Genomic DNA, 21,472 nt, shown 5'->3' with positions numbered 1-21,472 from the left:
TTCCGGGTATACGTACGTGGGGTCCACGTACGACGCGAGGGGCAGGTGGGCAGAGTGTCCGATCACTTCCAGACGTTCAGCACGTCATCCCGGGACCGGCGCCAGACCGCGGGCAGGTCACGACCCGCGCGGGCCCGGCGGGCGTGGCGGAGGGGCGCCATGGCGGCGTCCGTGACGCTGCTGGCCGTCGCGACCGCGGCGTGCGGTGGCGGTGGCGGCTCCGGTGGCTCCCCGGTGTCGGCCCCCGAGGGCTCCGGCGGGTCCGCCTCCTCTGTCCCGTCCGCTTCCGCCCCCGTGGACAGCGCCGGAGACGGGGCCTCCGGCGCGCCGCCCTCGTCCACGGCCTCGGTCCAGTCGGCACCCTCGGCGGGGCGGAGCGGTGGGGGGCAGGCGGCCGTCGCGTCGTCGCGGTGTACGGCGGATCAGCTCGGGCTGAGCCTGAGCGCCCCGGACGTGGGCGCGGGCAATATCCGCTATGACCTGCGGCTCGTCAACAACGGGGCGGGCGCGTGCGTGCTGCGGGGCTTCCCCGGGGTCTCCCTCCTCGCGGGCGACGGCGCGCTCATAGGCAAGCCGGCCACCCGCGAGGGCGAGCGACTGCCCGCCGTGACGCTCGCTCCCGGCGGCACCGCGGACGTCACCCTGCACACCCTGAACAGGGGCATCAAGGGCTCCTCCTGCTGGGCCGCGCCCAGCCTCCTCAGGATCTATCCGCCCGGCTCCAAGGACGCCATGACGCTGCGGACGTCGGCACCGGTCGTCTGCGGTGACACCTTCACCGTGACCGCGGTGCGGTCCGGCTGAGCCAGAGCGGTCAGGAGGTGTCAGGAGCTGTCAGGTCTGGCCGAAGAGCTGTGTCCAGTACGTCCCGGCCGGGCCGCCGCCCGCGAAGCCGACTCCCAGGTGGCTGAAGTCGGGCTTGAGGATATTGGCCCGGTGCCCCGGGCTGTCCATCCAGCCCCGGACCACCTCGCGCGGATCGCGCTGACCGCAGGCGATGTTCTCACCGATGCCGCGGTGCGCGGCCCCCGCGGCGCCGGCGCGGTCCCAGGGCGCGAGCCCTTCCGGCGAGGTGTGCGAGTAGAAGGCGCGCGCGGCCATGTCGGCGCTGTACGCCTGCGCGGCCGCCGCCAGTTGCCGGTCGTCGGCCAGCGGACGGAGCCCGGCGCGGGTCCGCTCGGCGTTGGTGAGGGCGAGGACCTCCGCCACGGTCCGCAGCAGACCGTCCGCGGTGAACGGCGCCGCCCACAGCGCCGTCCAGTAGACGTCCCCGGAACGGGAGTCGTGGTGATGGGCGATGCCCGCGTCCGTCAGGGCCGGGTCGTGGAGCGGGCGCCGGGTCTCGCCGTCGGTCAGGCAGTAGTCGAGGAACTCGGCGGCGGTACGCGGCCCGGAGACCAGCTGCTGGTCGATACGGAGATAGCGGTAACCGCCGGCCGTGATCCGCTGGAAGACCGAGAGACCGTCGGGGCCCTCGGCGCTCAGCCGCCGCTGTCCCGCCATCACCGCCGCGTGGGCGCGCGCGGCGGCCGAGAGCCGCCCGTCCAGGGTCACCGGCGCGACGCCCGCCCCGAGCCGTGCGGCCCGGACGAGCCCGGCGAACTCCGCCTCCATACCGCTCGCCGGAACGGCCGGCACCGCGACGGCCGGCGCGGATACCGCCGACGAGGATACGGCCGGCGCCGCCGCCCGGCCGGGTGACGGCGGTACGGGTCCGGCCGCCTCCTCCGCGACCGCGACGCCGAAGTCACGGGCGATTCCGGCCAGTCCGTCCGCGTACCCCTGACCGAGGGCGCGCAGCTTCCAGGTGGCGCCGCGCCGGTAGATCTCCGCCAGCAGCAGCACCGTCTCATCCGCCGGGCGCGCGGGGGTGAACCGGGCGAGGACGCGTCCGCCGGCCCCGGCGACCGTCAGTGCGGGGACGGGCAGCCGCCCGAGAGGGATGCCGGGCTCGGCGGGGCTGACGACCACGGTCACCCGGCTCGCGCCCGCCCGCAGCCGCCCGGGATCCACCCCGATCCCGTCGGCACGCAGCCGGGCACCGGGGGCCGATGGCTGGTTGTAGAAGACGAAGTCGCCGTCACCGGCGACCTTCCCGCTGTCGCCGGTGATCAGTACGGAGAGATCGAAGGGCCCCGGGACCCGGAACCACAGCTCCGAGTCCGGCAGGGGCATGTTTCCGCCGGGGACCAACTCGCTCATCGGCACCGTCCGTCCGGCTCGGGGTCGGATCACGTCAGCCCGGTGCCGACGCTGTACGGGGAACGTCGCGGGAGGGTGCGACGGTTCCGCACGGGCGCGGCGGTCTCGTACAACGGGGAGCGGCTCAGTCGTGATTGTGGGTGGAGGACGTGTCGGCGGGAGGGATGGTGCGACCGCCGTCCCTCCCGCTGAGGACGACCGCCAGGATGGCGACGACGACACCGGCCACGGCCAGGCGTCCGACGAGACGCAGGGACCAGCCGGACCAGATCCGCCAGCCCGTGCCACCGGTTCCGGTACCGGGGCGTGACAGCCGCTCGGAGCGGCGGGCGGGGCGCAGCAGCCGTACGAGCAGCAGGGCCGCGATGGGCAGTTGCAGCAGCCAGACCGAGGTGCGGAACCATCCGTCGTACCAGACGTTCGTTCCGTACAGCAGCGTGTGCCAGACGCTCAGGATGTAGACGACGATCACGAAGCGGTGCAGTACACGCCAGGTCTTGGGGCCGATGCGGTGCCTGACGTAGAAGAGCAGTCCCAGCGGGATCGCCAGATAGAGGGCGGCCTGGCCGACCGGCATCGCGATCTGCCCCGTGCCCGAGTCGTAGCCGCCCGGCACGAACGCCTCGATGAAGGCCGTCCACAGCCGGGAGTTCCACCGCGCGGTGTCGTGCCGTACCAGCTCGGCGGCGAACAGCAGGGCGTGAGCGGCGATCAGCGCGATCGTGTTGAGGCTCGTCGTACGGTGCAGCCGTTCCAGCCGCGGTCCCGACAGCGGCAGCCACTGCGGACGGGGCCCGGAGAGCAGCAGCCCGAGAATCACGGTGCCCCACGCCCACAGCAGCGCCGCCCAGCCGAACGCCTGGCTGAGGAAGTACATCCAGAAGCCCCCCGCGTCCGCCATGAAGGGCATGACGGACACGGTCGACGAGGTCTTCGCCCGGATCCGGGCATAGAGCAGCGCGAAGACGGCGGCGGTCACCACCAGCGCGATCAGACCGTCGGGGACCGAGGCCCGGAGATCGGACCGGAGTGTGGGCCGGGACGGCCGGGGGCCCGGGGCGCCGGCGGGCTCTTCGGCCGGTTCGGCCGGTTCGGCGGGCTCGCTCGGCTCGGGGGCGGCGGCGGACGCGGGGGACGACTTCATACCGGAGCAGTCGGCCGCCGGGCCGGGAAAGTTCCCGGCGATGTCCTGTGACATGGATCACATCTCTTGGTGTCGTTCTATAACGGGTGAATCATCGACGTATCCGGATCAGCAGCTCTTTTCCGAAGCTCGGTGCCGGGTGACACGATGTCAGCCATGGGAGCCGGGCCCGCATTCCGCCTCACACGTGCCGCGATCTTCGCGGTCGTGTGCGTAGCGGTGTCCGGTCTCGGCCACGCTCTGCGCTCCGAAGTGCCGCTTCCACGGACGGCGTTGGCCGTCGCCCTCGTGTTGGCGGGTGGCGCGGGATGGTGGCTGGCCGGGCGGGAGCGCGGGGTTCTGGCCATCGCCGGGGCGAGCGGCGCCGGTCAGTTGGTCCTGCACACGCTGTTCAGCTGGACCCATACGCTTCCGCCGCCCGCCGGGACCGCGTCCGCGCCCGGAATGCCGGGCGGGGACCGGTCCGCCATGGCGATGGCGCACGCCCACTCCGGGATGAGTGAGGCGCCGCCGGATATCCTCGCCCTCGTCCTGGCCTACGACGGCCATTCCCTGACCTCGGGCATGGCGGCGGCCCACTGCGTCGCGGGGCTGCTGTGCGGCTGGTGGCTGTGGCGCGGCGAGTCGGCGGTCCTCCAACTGGGCCGCACGCTCGCGCTGTTCGTCGCCGCTCCGCTGCTGCTCGCCTGGCGGGTGCTGACCGGCATCGGGTTCGCCCCGCCGTGTACGCGGATCCGCACCCCGGGCAGGCCGCGGCGCGGGCCGCGCCCGCTCGTCCTCCTGCGGGGCATCACCCGCCGGGGTCCGCCCGTCCTTCCGTCACCGCGCTGACCCTCCGTCCGTCCGCGCTGTGCCGCGCGCGGCCGAGGGTCCCTTCAGGCACGTACGCGTGCCTGTTCACAGGCATGCCGGTCACCAGCGCCGCTGTCGCGGGGGCCGGCCACCGATGGGAGCCGCGCGGACGCCTGGACGAGTACGTCCGAAGTCCCTTCTGCCCGGGGGCGGACGACGCTGCTTCGGGCCTGCTCGTCCAGTCCGGCGTGGCTCCGCGAGGACACGAAGGACGACCCGCGATGTGCCCTGCTCCGACGATGAATCCCCCCGCCCGCACCGCGAGACCCACCGCTCCCGTCGTCACATCCCGTACCCCCGCCGCCATGTCCCCCGTCCGGGGAGGCGGCTCACCGGGCGTCAGATCCGCGCAGCGCGATCTCCAGATCACCGCCTGGGCGCTGGCGGCGGGCACCGGCGACCGCGAGGCCGCCGAGCGGTTCGTGCACGCGACATACGACGATGTGCGCCGGTTCGTCGCGCATCTCAGCGCCGATGTGCCCGGGGCCGACGATCTGGCCCAGGAGACCTATCTGCGGGCCCTGACCAGCCTGGCGAAGTTCGCGGGCCGCTCCTGCGCGCGCACCTGGCTGCTGTCGATAGCGCGGTGTGTGGTCATCGACCGCTACCGCGGCGCCGCCGCACGGCCCCGGCTCGCCGACTCCACCGACTGGCAGAGCGACGCCGAGCGTGCCCAGCCGCGCCATCTGCCCGGCTTCGACGAGCGCGTCGCGGTGTTCGACGCGCTGGGCGCGCTGGACCCGGCGCGGCGGCAGGCGTTCGTGCTGACCCAGGTGCTGGGGCTCTCCTACGCGGAGGCCGCCGACGCCGCGGGCTGCCCCGTCGGTACGGTGCGCTCCCGCGTCGCACGGGCGCGGCGCGAACTCACCGCCGTATGGCTGGCGGACCGGGACCCGGGGCCGCTGCCCGGCCGAGCGGCGCCCCGGTAACGGACGGCCCGGTCCGCGACGTACCCGAAGCCCAGGCACGTCGGGCTCAGGTACGGCGCGGACCGCCGTCGGCCGCCGCGTGCTTCTCCGGCCGGGTGCGGGAGCGGTCGTACCGGCGGCGCACCGCACCGGCCAGCGGGACCAGCAGCACCGGCAGGACCAGGGCCTGGAGCGAGACCGCGAACCAGAAGCCCCGCGCCGTCCCCAGATCCTCGGCCGCGCCGTACAACTGACCGCCCGCCACCCCGCTGGCGAAGGCGCCGATCCCCGCCGCCAGCCGCTGCCGGCCGAACACCACGGCGGGCGCGGCGGACGAACGGGCCAGCGCCTCCAGATCGTTCTTGAGGAAGAGCACGATCTCGCCCAGACAGATCAACGCGGCGCCCACGCCGATCCCAACCCGCCCGCCGGCACCGATGACCGCGGTCCCGGCGGCCATCGCGCCGAAGCCCACCCGCATCGCACGCCGGTAGGAGAGCCCGGCGATCCACTCCGACACCAGGGGCTGCGCGACCACCAGCAGACACGCGTACCCCATCAGCACCCCGCCGTAGAACGACGCCGAGGTACGGGGCACGGCGTAGAGCGCCAGATAGTGCTGGAAGAACATGAAGACGTACACGCTCAGTACGGTCACCACGAACGGCAGCCCGCCCGCGCCGGGACGTCCGGCCGGTCCGACGGGATCCTCGTCCTTCCGCGGACTGCGCGCACCGGGCGCACCGCTCGCACCGTGCGCATCGCGCGCACCGGGCGTGGCTGCCACGGCGGGCAGCAGCGCGTGCCCGAGCCCGACCACCGCGAACAGCGCGGTGACACCGGCGAACAGGGCGCCCGGTGAGGTCAGGATGAACGGCGCCGCCGCCGGCGGGCCCAGCGCGATGCCCGCGTTGAACGCCGAGCCGCTCGCGGACAGCAGCCGGGGCCGCTCCGACTCCGCCGCCCCCTCCACCAGATACGCCTTGTTCGCGGGGAGATACAGCGCCGCCCCGCACGACACCAGGAACAGCGCGCCGATCGCGGCCGTCGGACTGCCGAGCCCCGGCACGAACGCGGCGAACCCCGCCGTACGCACGGCCAGTGCCACCAGCATGGTGGCGCGCAGCCCGATCCGCCGGGCCAGCGCGCCGCCCACCACACCACCGGAGAACTGCACCAGCGAGGCGACGGCGAGCACGACCCCGACCGTGCCGAGCCCGAGCCCCAGCCGCTGGTGCAGCAGCACCGACATGTACGGCAGTACGGCGAAGCTGCCCAGCGTGATCAGGAACGAGCAGACCAGCAGAAAAATCCGCGGACCGCTCGGACGTGCCGTCAACGTCCCGCCCGCGCCGCGCGTCGGCCCGCGCTCACGTACCGCCCTCGGCCACCAGCACGGGACGCACCCGCGCGGCGGCGCTAGCGGCCCGGTGCAGCGCCAGCTCGGCGGTGGCCGCCTCGGCCAGCACCATGCCGGTGCAGCCACGCTGGTCGGCCACGGTGTGTATCACGTCCCCCGGCGCCCTGACGGGGTACCAGCGCACCTCGCCCGGATAGGCGCCCAGCTCATCGAGCCCCTGCCAGCCCGTGAGGGTTCCCGGCCGGTCCGGATAGACGAGCAGGAAACCGCACGCGGGGCCGGAGTGGTCCAGTGGCTGATCCATGAGCCGGGGCCGGCGCCCGAGCGCCGCCTCGATCATCGCGTCGTACACATTCGTCCGCAGGGACAGGCACAGCGCCTCCCCGACCAGGGCGCCGCCGATCCTGCGGTTGATCTCGACCAGTTCGGGACCGTGCTGGGTGAGGATGAACTCCACATGGGCGAAGCCGCTGTCATGACCCGCCGTCCGCAGCACACGGCCCACCCACGCCTCGATCTCACCCCGCCCGGCCGGGGGCAGCGCGACGGGAAAGGCGGCGGCCTCCTCCCGTACGGCGATGTCCCGCGAGGTCTGCCGGCTGAGCACCCCCAGCAGCCGGGACTCGCCGGCCCAGCTCAGGGTCTCCGCGCTGTAGAGCGGCCCGGCCAGGAACGACTCCGCGAACAGCCCGCCGGCCAGGGCCTGCTGGGACGCCTCGCCGAGCGCGGCGCGCAGTTCCTCCTCGTCCCCGACCACCCAGACGTTACGCGACGAGGTGCCCGCCGAGTCCTTGAGGACGAGCGGCGGCGTGAGCGTACGGAGCACCTCGTCCGCGCTGCCGGGATCCGGCGCCACCGGCACGGCGGGGCTCTTGCTCAGCCCGTGACGGTGCAGCAGTCCGCGAACCCGTGACTTGTCCCGCAGCAGCCGTACCGCCTCGGGATCGGGGCCCGGCAGGCCGAACTCGGCCGCGAGACCGGCGGCCGGCACACTCCAGGTGTCCGTGGTGTTGAGGAGACCGGCCAGTCCGGGCAGGGCGGCCAGCGCCCGCCGGGACTCGGCCAGGTCGAAGGTGTCGACCTCGACGACGGACAGCGGCGCGTCGTCCGGCAGGGTGTCCAGCTCGTGCCGGTACACCGACCGGTCGCGGGTGAGCAGGGTCAGCCCGTGCCCGGCCCCGGCCGCCGCGGCGGCCATCCGGGCCAGTCCGAACGACAGTGACTCCAGCGCGGCGATGGTCACAGCGCGTCTCCTTCCGAACCGACTTCCGCCACCACGGGCTCCTTGTGCGGGCGTCGCGCCCACTCCATCACCGACCACGGCGGACCGAGATCGTCCAGGGCGTGGATCCGGCGCGGCCGCAGCGTGCGCCGGTCCAGGGCCTCGGCGTGCCGCGCGAACACCCGCTCCACGTACCGGTGTCCGGTGTCCGCGCCGATGACGAGATGCTGCCGTCCGGGATCGCGCTCCGCCTCCCACGAGGCGACCAGATGCGCGGCGCCCGTCGACAGCCCCGCGAACACGGCGTGTTCGCGCAGCAGACCCACCGCGCCGGCCATGGCATGCCGGAAGTCCACCCAGTGCATGGTGTCGTACAGCTCGTGCCGGACATTGCCGAACGGGATCGAGCTGCCGATCCCCGCGATGATCGCCTCCGGATCGCTGAAGCGCTCGCTTCCGAAGGTCACACTCCCGAACGGCTGGATGCCCACCAGCCGCACCGCCCGCCCGGAGCCGTGCCCCGGCTCCCGCAGCGCCCTGACCAGACCGCCGGTGGAGGCGCCGGTGCCGACGGCGCCGACGACGGTCAGCGACCGGTCCGGCAGCGCCGCCGTGACCAGCTCGGCGAACTCCCGGTAGCCCGCGTAGTGCACCGCGTCGTGGTACTGCCGCATCCAGTGGTAGTCCGGCCTGCGGGCCAGCAGTTCCCGTACGTGCCGCACCCGCCGCTCCTGGTCGAGCCGCAGACTCTCCGACGGGGGCATCTGGTCGACCGTCGCGCCCAGCACCTCCAACTGCGCCCGCATCACGGCGTCGACGGTGGTGGACGCCACGATGTGACACCGCAGTCCGTACCGGTGGCAGGCCATCGCGAGCGCCAGCGCGTAGATACCGCTCGAACTGTCGATGAGCGTCTGTCCGGGCACGATCCGGCCGCGCCGCAGCAGCGTACGGACCGCTCCGAGCGCCGCGTAGACCTTCATCGTCTCGAAGCGCGCGAGCACCACATTGGGGCTCAGCCTGATCAGGTCCGGGGGCTTTATCGCGTCGGTGACATGCTCGTGTACGCGTACGTCCGTCACTTCCGTACCCCCCTGACGATCAGCCGGCGCGAGTGCTGGTCGTAGCCGCCGCCGTCGAAGCCACCGAAGCACTCGACATCCGTGAACCCGGCCGCCACGAAGAGATCGTGCAGTTCGGCGGCGCTGTAGAGAAAGGACGTGAGCGACGCCGTACGGGCCGAAGTGCCGCGTACCAGCGTCCAGTCGGTGCGCAGCCGGCGCCAGCTGTCCAGCACCACATCGCGCTGCACCACATAGGAGCCGTCGGGCAGATCCACGGCCTGGGGCCGCCCGATCCAGCCGGCCAGCACCTCCTTGCCCATCACATCGACCACCAGCCGGCCGCCGGGGGCGAGCGATTCGCGGGCGTTGCGCAGGACCCGCAGATTGTCGTCGGGATCGTCGAAGTAGCCGAAGGAGGTGAAGACGTTCAGCACGACATCGAAGGAGCCCGGCTGGACGTAGTCGAGCATGTCGGCCCGCACCAGCCGGACGTCCGCGCCGGCCTCCGCGCAAGCGGCCCGTGCCCGTTCCAGCATGGACGGACTGAGATCGACGCCGGTGACGGTGTAACCCCGGCGCGCCAGCGGCACCAGGAACAGCCCGGGACCACAGCACAGATCGAGCACCCGGGATCCGGGCGGGAAGTCGAGGAGGGGGGAACTCGCCACGATGCCGGCGGCCTGCTCGGCGCGGCCGGGGGAGAACATCGTGGGCGCGAAGTCGGACCAGAGGGAGTCATCCTCGTACCACTGCAAACCGGCTGTCCTCCTCCGGAGCCGCGACGGCCCCTGACCTGAGCGCTGGCACTCGCTTTCGTGTCAGTAGTCGGCCGTCGGGCCCGGCTGGTTCCCGGAGAGTTCCTGAACCCGCGCGCGGCGGACAGGCGGTCCACGGATGCCGGACGCGCGCGGCAGTGGTTCCGGGCGCGTCCGGGGGCTCTCCGTTCCGCGGCTCAGCCGCGGGTGGCGGCGGCCAGGGCCGTACGGAGCGCCGCGGCGTCCGCGCTCCTGCCCGGGTCGTCGGCGGTGAGGCCGAGACCCTGCGGATTCTCCGCGTACGGCACGACATACGCCGGTGTGTCGCGCTGGAAGCGCCAGCTGTCGGCGAGGGATCCCGCGTCGACGGCGTCGAACCCGAGGAGATCGAGCAGTCGGGTCGCGGAGGCCTTCGCCCCGGGGTCGTCACCGGCGATCGGGAGGGCCGAGCGGTCGGCCGCGCCCGTGGGCCGGGCGAGCGCGGCCAGATGCTTGAAGAAGATGTTGTTGAACGCCTTGATGACCTTGGCGTCCGGCAGATGCCGCTGGAGGAGTCCGCTGGTGGTGGTCTCCTCCGCGTCCAGCTCGGCGATCCGCCCGTCGCGCTCGGGGTAGTAGTTGTTGGTGTCGAGAACGACCTTCCCCGCCAGCGGTGCCACCGGCACCTGGCGGTAGTTCTTCAGCGGGACGGTCACCACGACCCAGTCCCCCGCCGCCGCCGCCTCGGCGGGCGTCGCGGCCCGCGCGCGTGGTCCCAGCTCCGCCACGAGTCCGGCCAGGGTCTCCGGGCCGCGTGAGTTGCTGAGGACCACATCCAGCCCGGCGGCGACGCCGAGCCTCGCGAGGGTGCCGCCGATGTGTCCACTGCCGATCAGTCCAAGAGTGCTCATGGTGATCCCAGCCGGACAGTTGGCCGCGGTATTCCCGCGCGCACGCGACGGGCCACGAATGGCCCAGCCTCAGCCGCTCATCCCCTCCCCGGCCGTCCAAGCGGGACTCAGGCGCAGATACGTGATGACGCGGCGGTGGCGGGTGTAGGCGATGTGCAGTGTTCCGTCGGGGGAGCGGGCGATGGAGGGGTAGGACAGTTCGCGGTTGAGGCCGTCCCGGGAGTTGTTGGTGAGGCAGTGGCCGTCGCCCGTCTCCAGGTCGTGGCGCACCGGCCAGGAACGGCCGCCGTCCGACGACAGGGACAGCGTGAGCGGGGCGCGGGGCGCGCCCCAGAAGGCGGCGTCGTCCGGGGGAGGCGTGGCACCGCTTCCGGTGCCGTCCGCGGGCGCGGCGTCGCTCACACCGTCGTCGTCGATCTCGTCGTACAGCGACACCCGCCGCTCGGTGGCGTCGGCGGCGCTGCTGTGGTTGTGCACCAGCGCGAGCCGGCCGTCGTCCAGCGGGACGTACTGGAGCGAGGAGTTGTTGTTGGGCACGGCCAGCGGCTCCGGCGCCGTCCAGGTCTCCCCGTCGTCCTGCGAGTGGCAGCGGTACACATGATCGGCCCGGCGGCTGCGGAACAGCGCGAGCGCCGAACCGTCCGGCAGCGCGTGGATGTTCATGTGCACCAGCCCCGTGGAGCCGGGCACCGGCCGTTCGGCCCAGGTCGCGCCCGCGTCGTCGCTGATCATGACCGAGCTGGTGTCCCGGCCGCCCGACCACCGCTCGCCGGGCGTGGTGACACAGCGGAACACGGGCAGCAGCCAGCGTCCCGACGGGAGCACGGCGACCGGCTGCCGTACGAAGACGCCGCCCCCGGCCGTGGCCGGGAACAGGACATGGGAGGGGCCCCAGGTCACGCCGTTGTCGCGGCTGACCCGCCGCCGGACCTCCGCCGTGTCCTGGTGGCCCGCGTGCTGCGCGGTGTGCAGCAGCCACAGCTCACCGGAGGGTGTCGGGAACAGGACGGGGTTCTGCTCGGAGCGGGTGGCGTCGTCGGAGAGGCGGACCGGCGCGGACCAGCCGTCGGCCCCGGGAGCGAGCCGGGAGAACCAGACGGAGATGTCCGCGACGCCCTCCTGCGTGCCGCCGAACCAGACGCAGCCCAGATCCCCGCCGGGCAGCACGGTCAGATTCGCGGCGTGGTTCTGCGCGGCGGGCGCGGCCAGCGTGGCTTCGGTACGGCCCGGCTCGGCGGGGTGCGGGCGCAGGACACCGTCGGCGGCCGGGTTCGTCATGGTCACCGGGCCTCTTCGGTACCACGGGCGGCGGCGAGGTGGCTGCCCGCGATCTGCGCCAGATGCGTCAGGTCGCTGGAGACGGTGGCGAAGGTGAAGCCCTCCGCCAGCCGCCGGGCCGCACTGGCGCCGTCCGCGTTGTGGATACCCGCGGCGATTCCGGCGGCTGCGGCCGTCTCGCGCACGGTGACGAGCGCGGCCTCGAACCGCTCGTCCACGGCCGGGTCGGTGGAGGTGGCGCCGCCGAGGGCGATCCGCAGATCGGACGGGCCGACATAGACACCGTCGAGCCCCTCGGTCGCGCAGATCTCCGCGACATTGGCGAGGCCGTCCGCCGTCTCGATCATCGCGAGGACGACGGTCTGCTCATGCGCGTCGGCCGGGTCGGGGCCGATCCGCAGCCCGGAGCGCATCGGGCCGTAGGAGCGGCGGCCGAGCGGCGGGTAGCGTACGGCGGCCACCGCGTCGACGGCGTCCTGGGCGGTGTCGATGAGCGGGACGATGACCCCGGCCGCGCCCGCGTCCAGCGCGCGGCCGATCGGCGCCGGGTCATTGGCCTCGGCGCGCACCAGACCGACGGCGGTGCTCCCCTTGGTGTCGATGGCGGTGAGGGAGGCGAGCAGCCCCGTGTACTCGATCAGGCCGTGCTGGGCGTCCAGCGCCACATAGTCGTAGCCGAGGCGCGCGATGCGCTCGGTGGAGACGGGGGAGTCGAGGACGGACCAGTAGCCGATGAGCTGTTCGCGGGCGCGCAGGGCGGCGGCGAAGGCGGCGGGCGTACCGGACGGGGGGCGGGTCATGGAAGTCCCTTCGAGGTGGGGCGGGATGGCCGGCCCGACAGCGGGCCGGGTCTGGGCTCCGGCGGTGGGGCCGGGGTCAGCGGTTGTACGCGGGCATCGGGCCGCGCAGCACGGCGCCGACCTCGTCGCAGGCGGCGGTCACCCCGGCGGGCAGCGGACCGGCCTGCGCGGCGGCGATATTGGCCCGCAGATGCTCGGTGCGTGAGCCGCCGAGCAGCAGCGCGTCGGTGGAGGGCCGGTCGAGCAGCCAGCGCAGCGCCAGCTCGGTGAGCGGGATACCTGCCTCGCTCGCGATCGCGGTGAGCTGACCGACGGCGGCGAACAGCCGCTCGTCCCAGTAACGCCGCCGGTACATCGCGGCGAGCCTGGAGTCCCCGAACCGGCCCGAGTCCGGCGCCTGCGCGAACGTATGACGGCCCGTCAGGAGACCGCCGCCGAGCGGGTTGTAGACCATGGTGCGCAGCCCTGTGGCGGTCGCGTACTCGACGTACTCCTCCTCCAGCCGGCGCGCGAGCAGATTGTGCAGCTGCTGGGCGATCACGGGGCGCGGCGCCCCCACCTCGCCCGCCGTACGGACGAGTTCGGCGATCTGCCAGGCCGCGTGGTTCGAGACCCCGAGCGCGAGGATCTTGCCCTCGGCGACGAACTCCGCGACGGCCGCGAGGGTTTCCGCGAGCGGTGTGGCGCGGTCGGGCTGGTGCAGATAGAAGAGATCGACGCGGTCGGTGCCGAGCCGCTTGAGGCTGCCCTCCAGCGCGGCCCGCATTCCGGCGGCGGAGAGCGGGGCGTGCTCGCCCTGGTCGGGGTGGGGGATACCGGCCTTGGTGGCCAGCACGATCCGGTCGCGACGGCCCGGCAGCAGCCCGGCGAGGATACGTTCGCTCTCACCGCCCGCGTACCCGTTGGCGGTGTCGACACCGGTGATGCCCGCGTCCAGCGCGGTGTCGAGCATGGCGGCGGCGCCCGTACGGTCGACGGTGTCGCCGAAGGTCATGGTGCCCAGCACGAGCCGGGACAGCGGGACGGGCAGGTGCGGCAGAGGGATGCCGGTGGTCACGGGCGGGTGCCTTCCGATGCGTGGGTGACGGTGCTGGAGCCGGCCGTGCCGCTGTCAGCCGCGACGCTGAGCACATGGCGGGGCTTCACGCCCCGGATCGCCGTGGGGTCGAGGGCGGCGCGGCGCAGCGCCCGGGTGTAGGGCTCGGCCGGTGAGGCGAGTACGGCGCCGGTCGGACCGCTCTCGACGATCCGGCCCGCGTTCATCACCAGCACATCGGTGCTGATCTCGCGCACCACCCCGAGGTTGTGCGCGATGACGAGATAGGCGATGCCCGTCTCGGCCTGGAGTTCGCGCAGCAGCTCAAGCACCTGCGCCTGGACGGAGACATCGAGCGCGGAGGTCGCCTCGTCGCACACCAGCAGCTCCGGCCGGGACGCGAGCGCGCGGGCGATCCCGATGCGCTGGCGCTGGCCCCCGGAGAACTCGGGCGGCCGGCGGTGCAGGGCCGTGGCCGGCAGCCCGACCCGGTCGATCAGCTCGGCCGCGCGCCGCGCGCGCTCCGTCCTGTCCCCGACACCCGAGAGGCGCAGTGGCTCGGCCACGATCTGCTGGGCGGTCAGATGCGGGTCGAGCGAACCGTACGGATCCTGGAAGACCATCTGCACCCGCCGCCGCAGCGGACGCAGCCGCCGCTCGGGGAGCCCGGCGATATCCGTACCGTCGAGCGCGATCCGGCCCGAGGTGGGCTTCAGCAGCCGTACGAGGGCGCGGGCCAGGGTCGACTTGCCGCACCCCGACTCGCCGACGACCGCGAGCGAGCCGCCGCGCTCCAGCTGGAAGCTCACCCGGTCGACCGCGCGGAACGGGCCCCGCGCGGTGGGGTATTCGACCACCAGGTCCTCGACGCTCAGCAACGGACCGGCGCCGGTGGTCCGCGTACGGGTCATGTCCGTGCTCCCCGTGTCGCGGTCTCCGTGCGGGAGTCCTCGTCCCAGGCGCCGAGCCGGGGCACGGCGGCGAGCAGGTCGCGGGTGTACGGCGCGGCCGGCCGGTCCACGATCTGCCCGGCGGATCCCGACTCCACGAATCTGCCCTCCCTCATGACATGGATACGGTCGGAGACGACCCGGGCCACCCCCAGATCGTGCGTGATCATCAGCATCCCGAGGGACTCCTCTTCCTGTAGCTCCATCAGCAGATCGAGAACGCTCGCCTGCACCGTGGCGTCCAGCGCGGAGGTGGGCTCGTCGGCGATCAGCAGCTCCGGCTCCCCGGCGAGCGCGACGGCGATCAGCATGCGTTGCAGCATGCCGCCGGAGAACTGGTGCGGATACGCCTTCCAGCGGGTCTCCGGCCTGGGGATACGGACCTGGGCCAGCAGATCCGTGCCGCGCTCCCTGAGCGCCGCGCGGGAGAGCCCGGGGTGCCGCAGCCGCAGCGCGTCGCCGAGCTGACGGCCGATCGTATGGACCGGGCTGAGGGCCGTCATCGGGTCCTGCGGGATCAGCGAGACGGTACGCCCGCGCACCGCGCGCGCCGCGCCGGGGTCGGCGAGGACGTCCCGCCCGGCGATCCGTACGCTCCCGGACAGCACCGCGAGGCCCTCCGGCAGCAGCCGCAGCACGCCCATGGCGGTGGTGGACTTGCCGGATCCGGACTCGCCGATGAGTGTCACGGTCTCGCCCCTGCCCACGGTGAAGCTCACTCCGTCCACGGCGCGGACCACTCCGTGCGCGGTGATGAGCTCGATCTGCAGGTCCTCGACGTCGAGCAGCGGAACATCCTTCGGTGCGGCGTCCTTCGGCGGGATATCCGTCATGGCTCAGGCTCCCTTCTTGAAGCGTGCGGCGCGGGTGCCACGCGGCACACGTGCCCCGCGCGGCGCCTTCGTCGCACGGGTACGGTCGCGCAGCCCGTCGCCGAGCAGGTTGACGCCGACCACCAGCAGGGCGATGACCAGACCCGGCAGGGTGACCAGCCACCAGGAGGTGGTGATGTAGTCCTGGCCGTCGGAGATGATCCGGCCCCAGGTGGCGAACGGCCGCTGCGGGCCCGCGCCGAGGAAGCTCAGCGCGCTCTCCAGCAGGACGGCCTGGGCGAGCAGCAGCAGGACCACCAGGCTCGCCGGGCGGATCACATTGGGGACGACATGCCGGCCGAGGACCGACCAGCCGCGCAGTCCCAGGACCCGGGCGGCGGCGACATACGGTTTCTCCCGTTCCACGAGCACCAGGGAGCGGGTGAGCCGCGCGACCTCGGGCCACTGCGCGACCGCGATCACGCAGGTGATGACGGTGACGGACGGACCGAACAGGGCGACCACGAGCAGCAGCATCATCAGCAGGGGCAGCGCGAGCTGGGCCTCCAGCAGCCGGGAGACGACCGCGTCGACCCAGCCGCCGAAGAATCCGGCCGCGGCGCCCGCCGCGATACCGATCAGTCCGGAGACGAGGACGGCGAGGATACCGACCGTCAGCGACACCTGGCCGCCGTGCAGCACACGGGAGAGCAGATCGCGGCCCAGCTGGTCGGTGCCGAACAGATGCCCGTCGCTGAGCGGGGGCAGCCGGCGCCGGGAGAGATCCTGCGCGTCGGCGCCGGGCAGCGGCAGCAGACCCGCGAGGGCGACCGGCAGTACGACGAGCGCGGTGCAGACGGCCCCCGCCCACAGCTTGAAGCGGGCGCCACGCCGCTGCCGGGTGGCGGTGGCACGGGCGAGATCGCGGGCGGTGACGGCGCTCGGCCGGCCGCCGGAGGCAGCCGCGCCGGCGGGCGGGGCGCCCGGGGAAGCGGCGGTACGCGGGGCGGTGGTCATGTCTCAGGCCGCCTTTCCGAGACGCACCCGCGGATCGAGCAGCGGGTAGGCGAGGTCGACGAGGAGTTGGACGAGGATCGCGAGGGTCGCGGTGACCAGCACGGTGGCCTGGATCAGCGGATAGTCCCGGGTCTCCAGCGCGCGGACGACGAGCGAGCCGACGCCGGGCCAGCCGAAGACGACCTCGACCACGACCACGCCGTTGAGGAGCGCCGCGAACCGTGTACCGATGGCGGTGAGCAGCGGCACCGCCGAGTTGGCGAGGGCGTACCGCCAGGTGAGGGCGCGCTCGGAGAAGCCGCGCGAGCGGGCGACGGTGAGGTACGGGGAGCCGAGCGCCGTGGTCATCTCGCGCCGTACCAGCCGTGAGATCAGGGCCAGTTGCAGGATGGCCACGGTGACCGTCGGCAGGACGAGACCGCTCCACGAGGTGAATCCGGAGGCGGGCAGCACGGGAAGCAGTACGGCGAAGACGGTCAGCAGCATCACACCGGTCCAGAAGTCCGGCATGGACTGCCCGGCGATGGTGAGCACATTCCCGCCCAGCTCGCGCTTCGAGTCGGCACGGCGCGCCATCCACACGCCCAGCGGCACGGCCACCACGGCGGTGACCGTGATCGCGGAGACGGCGAGCGTGATGGTGTACGGCATCCGGTCCAGCACCACATCGAGGGCCGGGGCGCGGAAGGAGTAGCTGGTGCCGAGGTCTCCGGTGAGCAGATCGCGCAGGAAGATGCCGTACTGCGTGAGCAGCGGCTGGTCCAGCCCGAACTGGGCGCGGATACGGGCGAGATCGGCGGTGGTCGCGGTGGGTCCCGCGTAGGCGGCGGCGGGGTCGCCGGGAGCGAGACGTACCAGCAGGAAGACGGTGGTCAGGGTGAGGAAGACGGTCAGCAGGCTCTGGCCGAGCCGTTTGGCGAGATACGTCGGCACGGCTCAGCCCTCCAGCCGTACGGCGGACAGGTCATAGGAGTTGATCGGGAGCAGCGACAGGCCCCGGACGCGGGTTCTGCGGGCGAGCAGTGTCTTGGGCGCGAAGGCCCAGAGGCTGGGCCACGTGTCCCAGATGGCCTTCTGCACCACGGCCAGCTTCCTGTCGCGCGCGGTGTCGTCCACCTCGGTGGAGGCGGCGGTGAGCTGCCGCTCCACGCGCGGGATCACGTACCCCATGAAGGCGTCGCGGTCACGTTCCTTCTCGGCCGTGCCCCCGTACATGCCCTGGAGTGTGGTGAGTGCCTGGCCGGTGGGGCTGCCGTAGCCGTTGCCGATGACATCCCAGTCACCGGCCCGGCCCTGACGCCAGGTGAGGATGTCGCCGCCCGGCTCGAACTGCTGGAGCGAGGTGCGTACGCCGACCGCCTTCAGCATGTCCAGGACGGCTTCCATGACGGAGGTGTCGGCGGCGAACTCGCCGGACTCCCAGATGATCTTGATCCGCAGGTCCGTCGCGCCCAGTGACCTCAGCAGCGCGCGTGCCTTGCCGGGGTCGTACGCGTACGTGCCGGTGCGCACCGCGCCTTCGAGGGCGAGCGGCACCACACCGCCGGCCTCCTCCGCCGAGCCGTTGAGCACATCGTTGACCAGGGCGTCGCCGTCGATGGCGTAGGTCAGCGCGCGCCGTACCCGGGGGTCGGCGAGCGGAGTGCCCTCGGGCTTGCGGAAGTTGTAGAACAGCTGGCACATCCGGACGCCGGAGGTCTCCTCGACCTGGACGCCGGGCAGGCCGGTGAGCTGCTCGGCGGAGTCCGGGGTGAGGGTGTCGACGACATCGAGTTCGCCGCTGCGCAGCGCGACGACCCGGCTGGACTCCTCCGGTACGAACCGGACCCGTACGGTATCGATCCGCGGCCGGGTGCCCCAGTACGCCGGATTGCGGCCGAGCGTGTACTCGCCCGCGCCCGCGTTGGCCTTCAGGACGCGGTACGGGCCGGAGCCGAGACCGGTCTGCAGCTCCTCGGGCCGGTTGGCGGCGGCCGGGGTGATGTGGATGTTGGCCATCAGCCGGTCGAGCACCGGCACGGGCTCGCGGGTGTGCAGCAGGAAGGTGCGCGGGCCGGTCTTCTCGACGGTGGGCAGTTCGGGGAAGAGACCGAGCAGGAAGGAACCGTTGACCTTCCCGTACATCCCGAGGGCCGTGGCGACGTCCTCGACGGTGACGGGGCTGCCGTCGGAGTAGCACACGCCGTCGCGCAGCCGCACGGACCAGGCGGTGGGCTCGGCCATCTCGAACCGGTCGGCGAGGATCAGCCGCGGCTTCATCCCGGGACCGATACGGGTGAGTGCCTGCCGTACCGCGCGCTGCACGGTGACGGCGGCGTCGAACTGGTTGAGCTTGTTGTCCAGGCTCACCAGAGAGCGGTTCAGGCCGAGGGTGAGGGTGCCGGGGCCGGGGGCCCCGGTGGGGCCCGCACAGGCGGCCAGCGGGCCGAGAGCCACGCCCGCGCCACCGGCGGCGCCCCAGCGCAGCAGGGTGCGGCGGCCGAAACCCTCACGTGCGGGCTCGGGCGAGGGCTCACGCGGCGGAGCGTCGGGAGGAGCGCTCTGAGGAGTAGGGGTCATCGTCGACCTTCTCGGGTGCTGGGAAGCGACCGGCTCAAGCTGTCGGTGCCGGGCCGGGCGGACGCCGGGGCGTGTTTTCCCGGAGTCCGGTCTGTCCGGCGGTGACAGGTGTCGCGCCGCACAAGGTGGCACGATTGCGTGTTCCGCGCAAGAGGTCTCGCGCACTTCGCGCAACGTATGTCATCATCAGGCACCGAGGCAGCCCGCCCGGGCCGCCCGGAGGAGGTATCCGTGGTCATCAAGCCCCGAGGCGGGCGTGAACCGTGCCGCGTACTCGCCCTCGCGGACGATCTGTCCGGCGCGGCCGAGACGGCTGCCGCGCTGCGCCTCCCCGGCCGGATCGTCCTCGGTCCGGCGCCCGCGGCTCCCCCCGCCGGGGGAGAGGCGCTGGTGCTCGATCTCGACACCCGCCAGCTCCCCGCCGACGAGGCCGCCCGGATCGTCCGCGAGGCCGTGCGCGCCGCCGCCACCGGCACCGTACTCATCAAGAAGACGGACTCCCTGCTGCGCGGCAACCTCGCCGCCGAGGCCGCCGCCTACGCGCGGGGCGCGGCCGGACTCGTGATCGCCCCCGCCCTGCCGGTGGCCGGGCGTACCGTCCGCGACGGCGTCGTCCAGCTGCGCGGCACTCCGTTGCACGCCACCGACGCCTGGCGCGCCGAGTCCCGGCCCGCACCGCCCTCGGTGGCCGCCGCCCTCGGCGGCCTGCGGACGGCCGTCGTACCGCTCGGCGCCGTACGCTCCTCCCGCCCCGGACTCACGGGCCGCCTGCGCGACCTGATGGCGGCCGGGCTGAGCCCCGTCTGCGACGCCGAGACGGACGCGGACCTGGACGCGGTGGTCGCCGCCGCGCTCCCGCTGGGACCGGACGTACGGCTCATGGGAACCGGCGGGCTCGCCGCCGCGCTCGGCCGGGTGCTCGGCCCTGTCGTCGACGGCGCTGACGTACCGTCACCGCGCGAAGCGGTGCGGCCCGACCGGCCGCTGCTCGTCGTGGTCGGCACGGCGGAACCCACCGCCGTTGCGCAGATCGCGCAACTCACCGAGGCCGGAGCCCGGCACACCGCACTGCCGGCCGCTCTGCTCGCCGAGGCCGGCCCGGCGCTCTCCTTCCCCGTCGACGCCCACGGCATCACGGTCGTCAGCGTCGACAACTCCCCCGGCTTCCTCACCGGTTCGGCCCGTCGTGTGGTGGCCGGACTCGCCCGTGCCGTCGCCGCCGTCCCGTACCCCGCCGACCTCGTCCTCACCGGGGGCGAGACGGCGCGGCGCGTCCTGGACGCGCTCGGGATCACCCGGCTCCACCCGGTGGGACAGATCCACCACGGAGCCGTGCACAGCCGCACCGACGACGGCCGCTCGGTCGTCACCCGTCCCGGAAGCTACGGCGACACCGGGTCCCTGCTGCGGATCGCCCGCGCCCTGCGGCCGGTTCACCCCGCCGTACCGGGCGAGCGTCCCGCCGTACCGGGCGTGGGGTCCGTCGCGCCCGTCCCCCCGCCGTCCGTGTCATCCGTACCGCAAGGAGAAGTCCTGTGAACGCAGCCCCGACGACCGCCCCCATGGAGGCCCCCGTGCAGCCAGAGACGGCCGGCGCGCCGCTCCCGATCATCGCGGTCACCATGGGAGACGGCGCCGGCATCGGCCCCGAGGTGATCGTCCCCGCGCTGCTCCACGCCGACACCGCGCGCCGCTGCCGCCCCGTCGTCATCGGCGACGCGGAACGGCTGCGCCAGGCGGCCCGGATCCTCGGCGTCGCCTGCGAGATCGTCTCCGTCGAGACCCCGGCCGACGCCGTGTTCGGCCCCGGCCGTATCAATGTCATCGACCTCGGACTGCTCCCCGCCGACCTGCCCTGGGGACAGCTGTCCGCCGTCGCCGGCGACGCCGCGTACCAGTACGTACGGGTCGCCGCCGAACTCGCCGTGCGCGGCGACGTACAGGGCATCTGCACCGCCCCGCTCAACAAGGAGGCCCTGCACGCGGGCGGCCATCTCTACCCCGGGCACACCGAACTCCTCGCCCATCTCACCGGGGTCGAGGAGGTGTCGATGATGCTGTCGACCCCCAAGGTGAAGGTCATTCATGTCACCACCCACATCGGGCTGATCGACGCCGTACGCCGCATCGAGCCCGGACTCGTCGAGCGGACCGTGCGCCGCGGTCACGAGGCGATGGTGCGGGCCGGGGTCGCGAAGCCCGTCATCGGGGTGTGCGGCATCAATCCGCACGCGGGCGAGAACGGCCTGTTCGGCTACGGCGAGGAGGAGGAGAAGATCGTCCCGGCCATCGAGGTGCTGCGCGCCGACGGCATCGACGCCGTCGGACCGCTCCCCGCCGACACCGCCTTCTTCCTCGCCTCGCGCGGCGACTACGACCTGATCGTCGCGATGTACCACGACCAGGGCCACGGCCCCGTCAAGGTCATGGGCATCGAGGCGGGCGTCAACCTCACCGTGGGACTGCCGGTCATCCGTACCTCCGTCGACCACGGCACCGCCTTCGACATCGCGGGTACGGGCCGGGCCGAGGCCGGTAGCATGGTCGAGGCCCTGCGCCAGGCCGCCGAGATGTCCACCGCTCCGGCCCGTTGACCACCCGATCGTCCGCACCGGAGGGCAGA

General features: G+C 73.2%; 20 protein-coding genes. 5 read left to right on the top strand and 15 right to left on the bottom strand.

Annotated elements, in window-relative coordinates; genetic code table 11:
- Positions 1-159: 159 nt before the first annotated feature.
- The gene (locus ACFRKB_RS10645; protein WP_383105003.1) at positions 160-804 is read left to right on the top strand and encodes a DUF4232 domain-containing protein; all 645 of its coding nucleotides are present in this window, start codon (positions 160-162) and stop codon (positions 802-804) included.
- 30 nt (positions 805-834) lie between these two features.
- On the opposite strand, the gene ACFRKB_RS10640 is transcribed toward ACFRKB_RS10645, so the two are convergent.
- Both ACFRKB_RS10640 and ACFRKB_RS10635 read right to left on the bottom strand, forming a co-directional pair.
- Positions 835-2,202: a CAP domain-containing protein gene (locus ACFRKB_RS10640; RefSeq protein ID WP_383105001.1), complete on the bottom strand. Its 1,368-nt coding sequence runs from the start codon at positions 2,200-2,202 to the stop codon at positions 835-837.
- Between the two features lie 124 nt (positions 2,203-2,326).
- A complete protein-coding gene (locus ACFRKB_RS10635; RefSeq protein WP_383105136.1) occupies positions 2,327-3,346 on the bottom strand; it encodes a ferric reductase-like transmembrane domain-containing protein in 1,020 nt (339 codons plus the stop codon).
- A 156-nt stretch (positions 3,347-3,502) separates the two neighbouring features.
- Here ACFRKB_RS10635 and ACFRKB_RS10630 point away from each other — a divergent pair, with 156 nt between their 5' ends.
- Positions 3,503-4,177 carry a hypothetical protein gene (locus ACFRKB_RS10630; RefSeq protein ID WP_383104999.1) on the top strand — a complete coding sequence of 225 codons (675 nt, stop codon included), beginning with the start codon at positions 3,503-3,505 and terminating at the stop codon, positions 4,175-4,177.
- A gap of 326 nt (positions 4,178-4,503) precedes the next feature.
- Positions 4,504-5,127 carry a sigma-70 family RNA polymerase sigma factor gene (locus ACFRKB_RS10625; RefSeq protein WP_383104998.1) on the top strand — a complete coding sequence of 208 codons (624 nt, stop codon included), beginning with the start codon at positions 4,504-4,506 and terminating at the stop codon, positions 5,125-5,127.
- Between the two features lie 46 nt (positions 5,128-5,173).
- Here the strand turns inward: ACFRKB_RS10625 and ACFRKB_RS10620 are convergent, their stop codons facing one another.
- From ACFRKB_RS10620 to ACFRKB_RS10560, 13 genes are all read right to left on the bottom strand, one after another.
- A complete protein-coding gene (locus tag ACFRKB_RS10620) occupies positions 5,174-6,445 on the bottom strand; it encodes an MFS transporter (RefSeq protein WP_383104996.1) in 1,272 nt (423 codons plus the stop codon).
- A 31-nt stretch (positions 6,446-6,476) separates the two neighbouring features.
- A complete protein-coding gene (locus ACFRKB_RS10615; RefSeq protein WP_383104994.1) occupies positions 6,477-7,709 on the bottom strand; it encodes an ATP-grasp domain-containing protein in 1,233 nt (410 codons plus the stop codon).
- Positions 7,706-8,770, bottom strand: coding sequence for a pyridoxal-phosphate dependent enzyme (locus ACFRKB_RS10610; protein ID WP_383104993.1), 1,065 nt, complete (start codon positions 8,768-8,770; stop codon positions 7,706-7,708). Before ACFRKB_RS10610 ends, ACFRKB_RS10615 begins: the two co-directional genes overlap by 4 nt.
- On the bottom strand, positions 8,767-9,507 hold the full coding sequence (locus ACFRKB_RS10605; RefSeq protein ID WP_383104991.1) for a class I SAM-dependent methyltransferase: 741 nt from the start codon (positions 9,505-9,507) through the stop codon (positions 8,767-8,769). Before ACFRKB_RS10605 ends, ACFRKB_RS10610 begins: the two co-directional genes overlap by 4 nt.
- Before the next feature lie 197 nt (positions 9,508-9,704).
- Positions 9,705-10,397 carry an NADPH-dependent F420 reductase gene (locus ACFRKB_RS10600; protein WP_383104990.1) on the bottom strand — a complete coding sequence of 231 codons (693 nt, stop codon included), beginning with the start codon at positions 10,395-10,397 and terminating at the stop codon, positions 9,705-9,707.
- A gap of 69 nt (positions 10,398-10,466) precedes the next feature.
- Positions 10,467-11,675, bottom strand: a complete 1,209-nt coding sequence (locus ACFRKB_RS10595; RefSeq protein ID WP_383105134.1) for a sialidase family protein — start codon at positions 11,673-11,675, stop codon at positions 10,467-10,469.
- A 2-nt stretch (positions 11,676-11,677) separates the two neighbouring features.
- On the bottom strand, positions 11,678-12,475 hold the full coding sequence (locus ACFRKB_RS10590) for an HpcH/HpaI aldolase family protein (RefSeq protein ID WP_383104988.1): 798 nt from the start codon (positions 12,473-12,475) through the stop codon (positions 11,678-11,680).
- A 76-nt stretch (positions 12,476-12,551) separates the two neighbouring features.
- Positions 12,552-13,532 carry an aldo/keto reductase gene (locus ACFRKB_RS10585; RefSeq protein WP_383104987.1) on the bottom strand — a complete coding sequence of 327 codons (981 nt, stop codon included), beginning with the start codon at positions 13,530-13,532 and terminating at the stop codon, positions 12,552-12,554.
- Positions 13,529-14,422 (bottom strand): ATP-binding cassette domain-containing protein, encoded by an 894-nt coding sequence (locus tag ACFRKB_RS10580; protein ID WP_383104985.1) that lies wholly within the window; start codon positions 14,420-14,422, stop codon positions 13,529-13,531. The genes ACFRKB_RS10585 and ACFRKB_RS10580 overlap by 4 nt, the downstream gene beginning before the upstream one ends.
- Positions 14,419-15,294 (bottom strand): ABC transporter ATP-binding protein, encoded by an 876-nt coding sequence (locus ACFRKB_RS10575; protein ID WP_383104984.1) that lies wholly within the window; start codon positions 15,292-15,294, stop codon positions 14,419-14,421. Before ACFRKB_RS10575 ends, ACFRKB_RS10580 begins: the two co-directional genes overlap by 4 nt.
- Before the next feature lie 3 nt (positions 15,295-15,297).
- On the bottom strand, positions 15,298-16,290 hold the full coding sequence (locus tag ACFRKB_RS10570; RefSeq protein WP_383104982.1) for an ABC transporter permease: 993 nt from the start codon (positions 16,288-16,290) through the stop codon (positions 15,298-15,300).
- A gap of 3 nt (positions 16,291-16,293) precedes the next feature.
- On the bottom strand, positions 16,294-17,223 hold the full coding sequence (locus ACFRKB_RS10565) for an ABC transporter permease (protein ID WP_383104981.1): 930 nt from the start codon (positions 17,221-17,223) through the stop codon (positions 16,294-16,296).
- 3 nt (positions 17,224-17,226) lie between these two features.
- Positions 17,227-18,849 carry an ABC transporter substrate-binding protein gene (locus ACFRKB_RS10560; protein WP_383104979.1) on the bottom strand — a complete coding sequence of 541 codons (1,623 nt, stop codon included), beginning with the start codon at positions 18,847-18,849 and terminating at the stop codon, positions 17,227-17,229.
- 231 nt (positions 18,850-19,080) lie between these two features.
- Between ACFRKB_RS10560 and ACFRKB_RS10555 the strand changes: the two genes are divergently transcribed.
- Complete coding sequence (locus tag ACFRKB_RS10555; RefSeq protein WP_383104977.1) at positions 19,081-20,388, top strand: four-carbon acid sugar kinase family protein; 1,308 nt, start codon at positions 19,081-19,083, stop codon at positions 20,386-20,388.
- Positions 20,389-20,411: 23 nt separating this feature from the next.
- On the top strand, positions 20,412-21,443 hold the full coding sequence (gene pdxA, locus ACFRKB_RS10550; RefSeq protein WP_383105132.1) for a 4-hydroxythreonine-4-phosphate dehydrogenase PdxA: 1,032 nt from the start codon (positions 20,412-20,414) through the stop codon (positions 21,441-21,443).
- Positions 21,444-21,472: the final 29 nt, after the last annotated feature.

Origin of the sequence: Streptomyces scopuliridis, from assembly GCF_042790125.1 — a bacterium.
GTDB classification, from domain to species: Bacteria; Actinomycetota; Actinomycetes; order Streptomycetales; family Streptomycetaceae; genus Streptomyces; species Streptomyces scopuliridis_A.
This window is presented reverse-complemented; position numbering and strand designations above follow the sequence as displayed.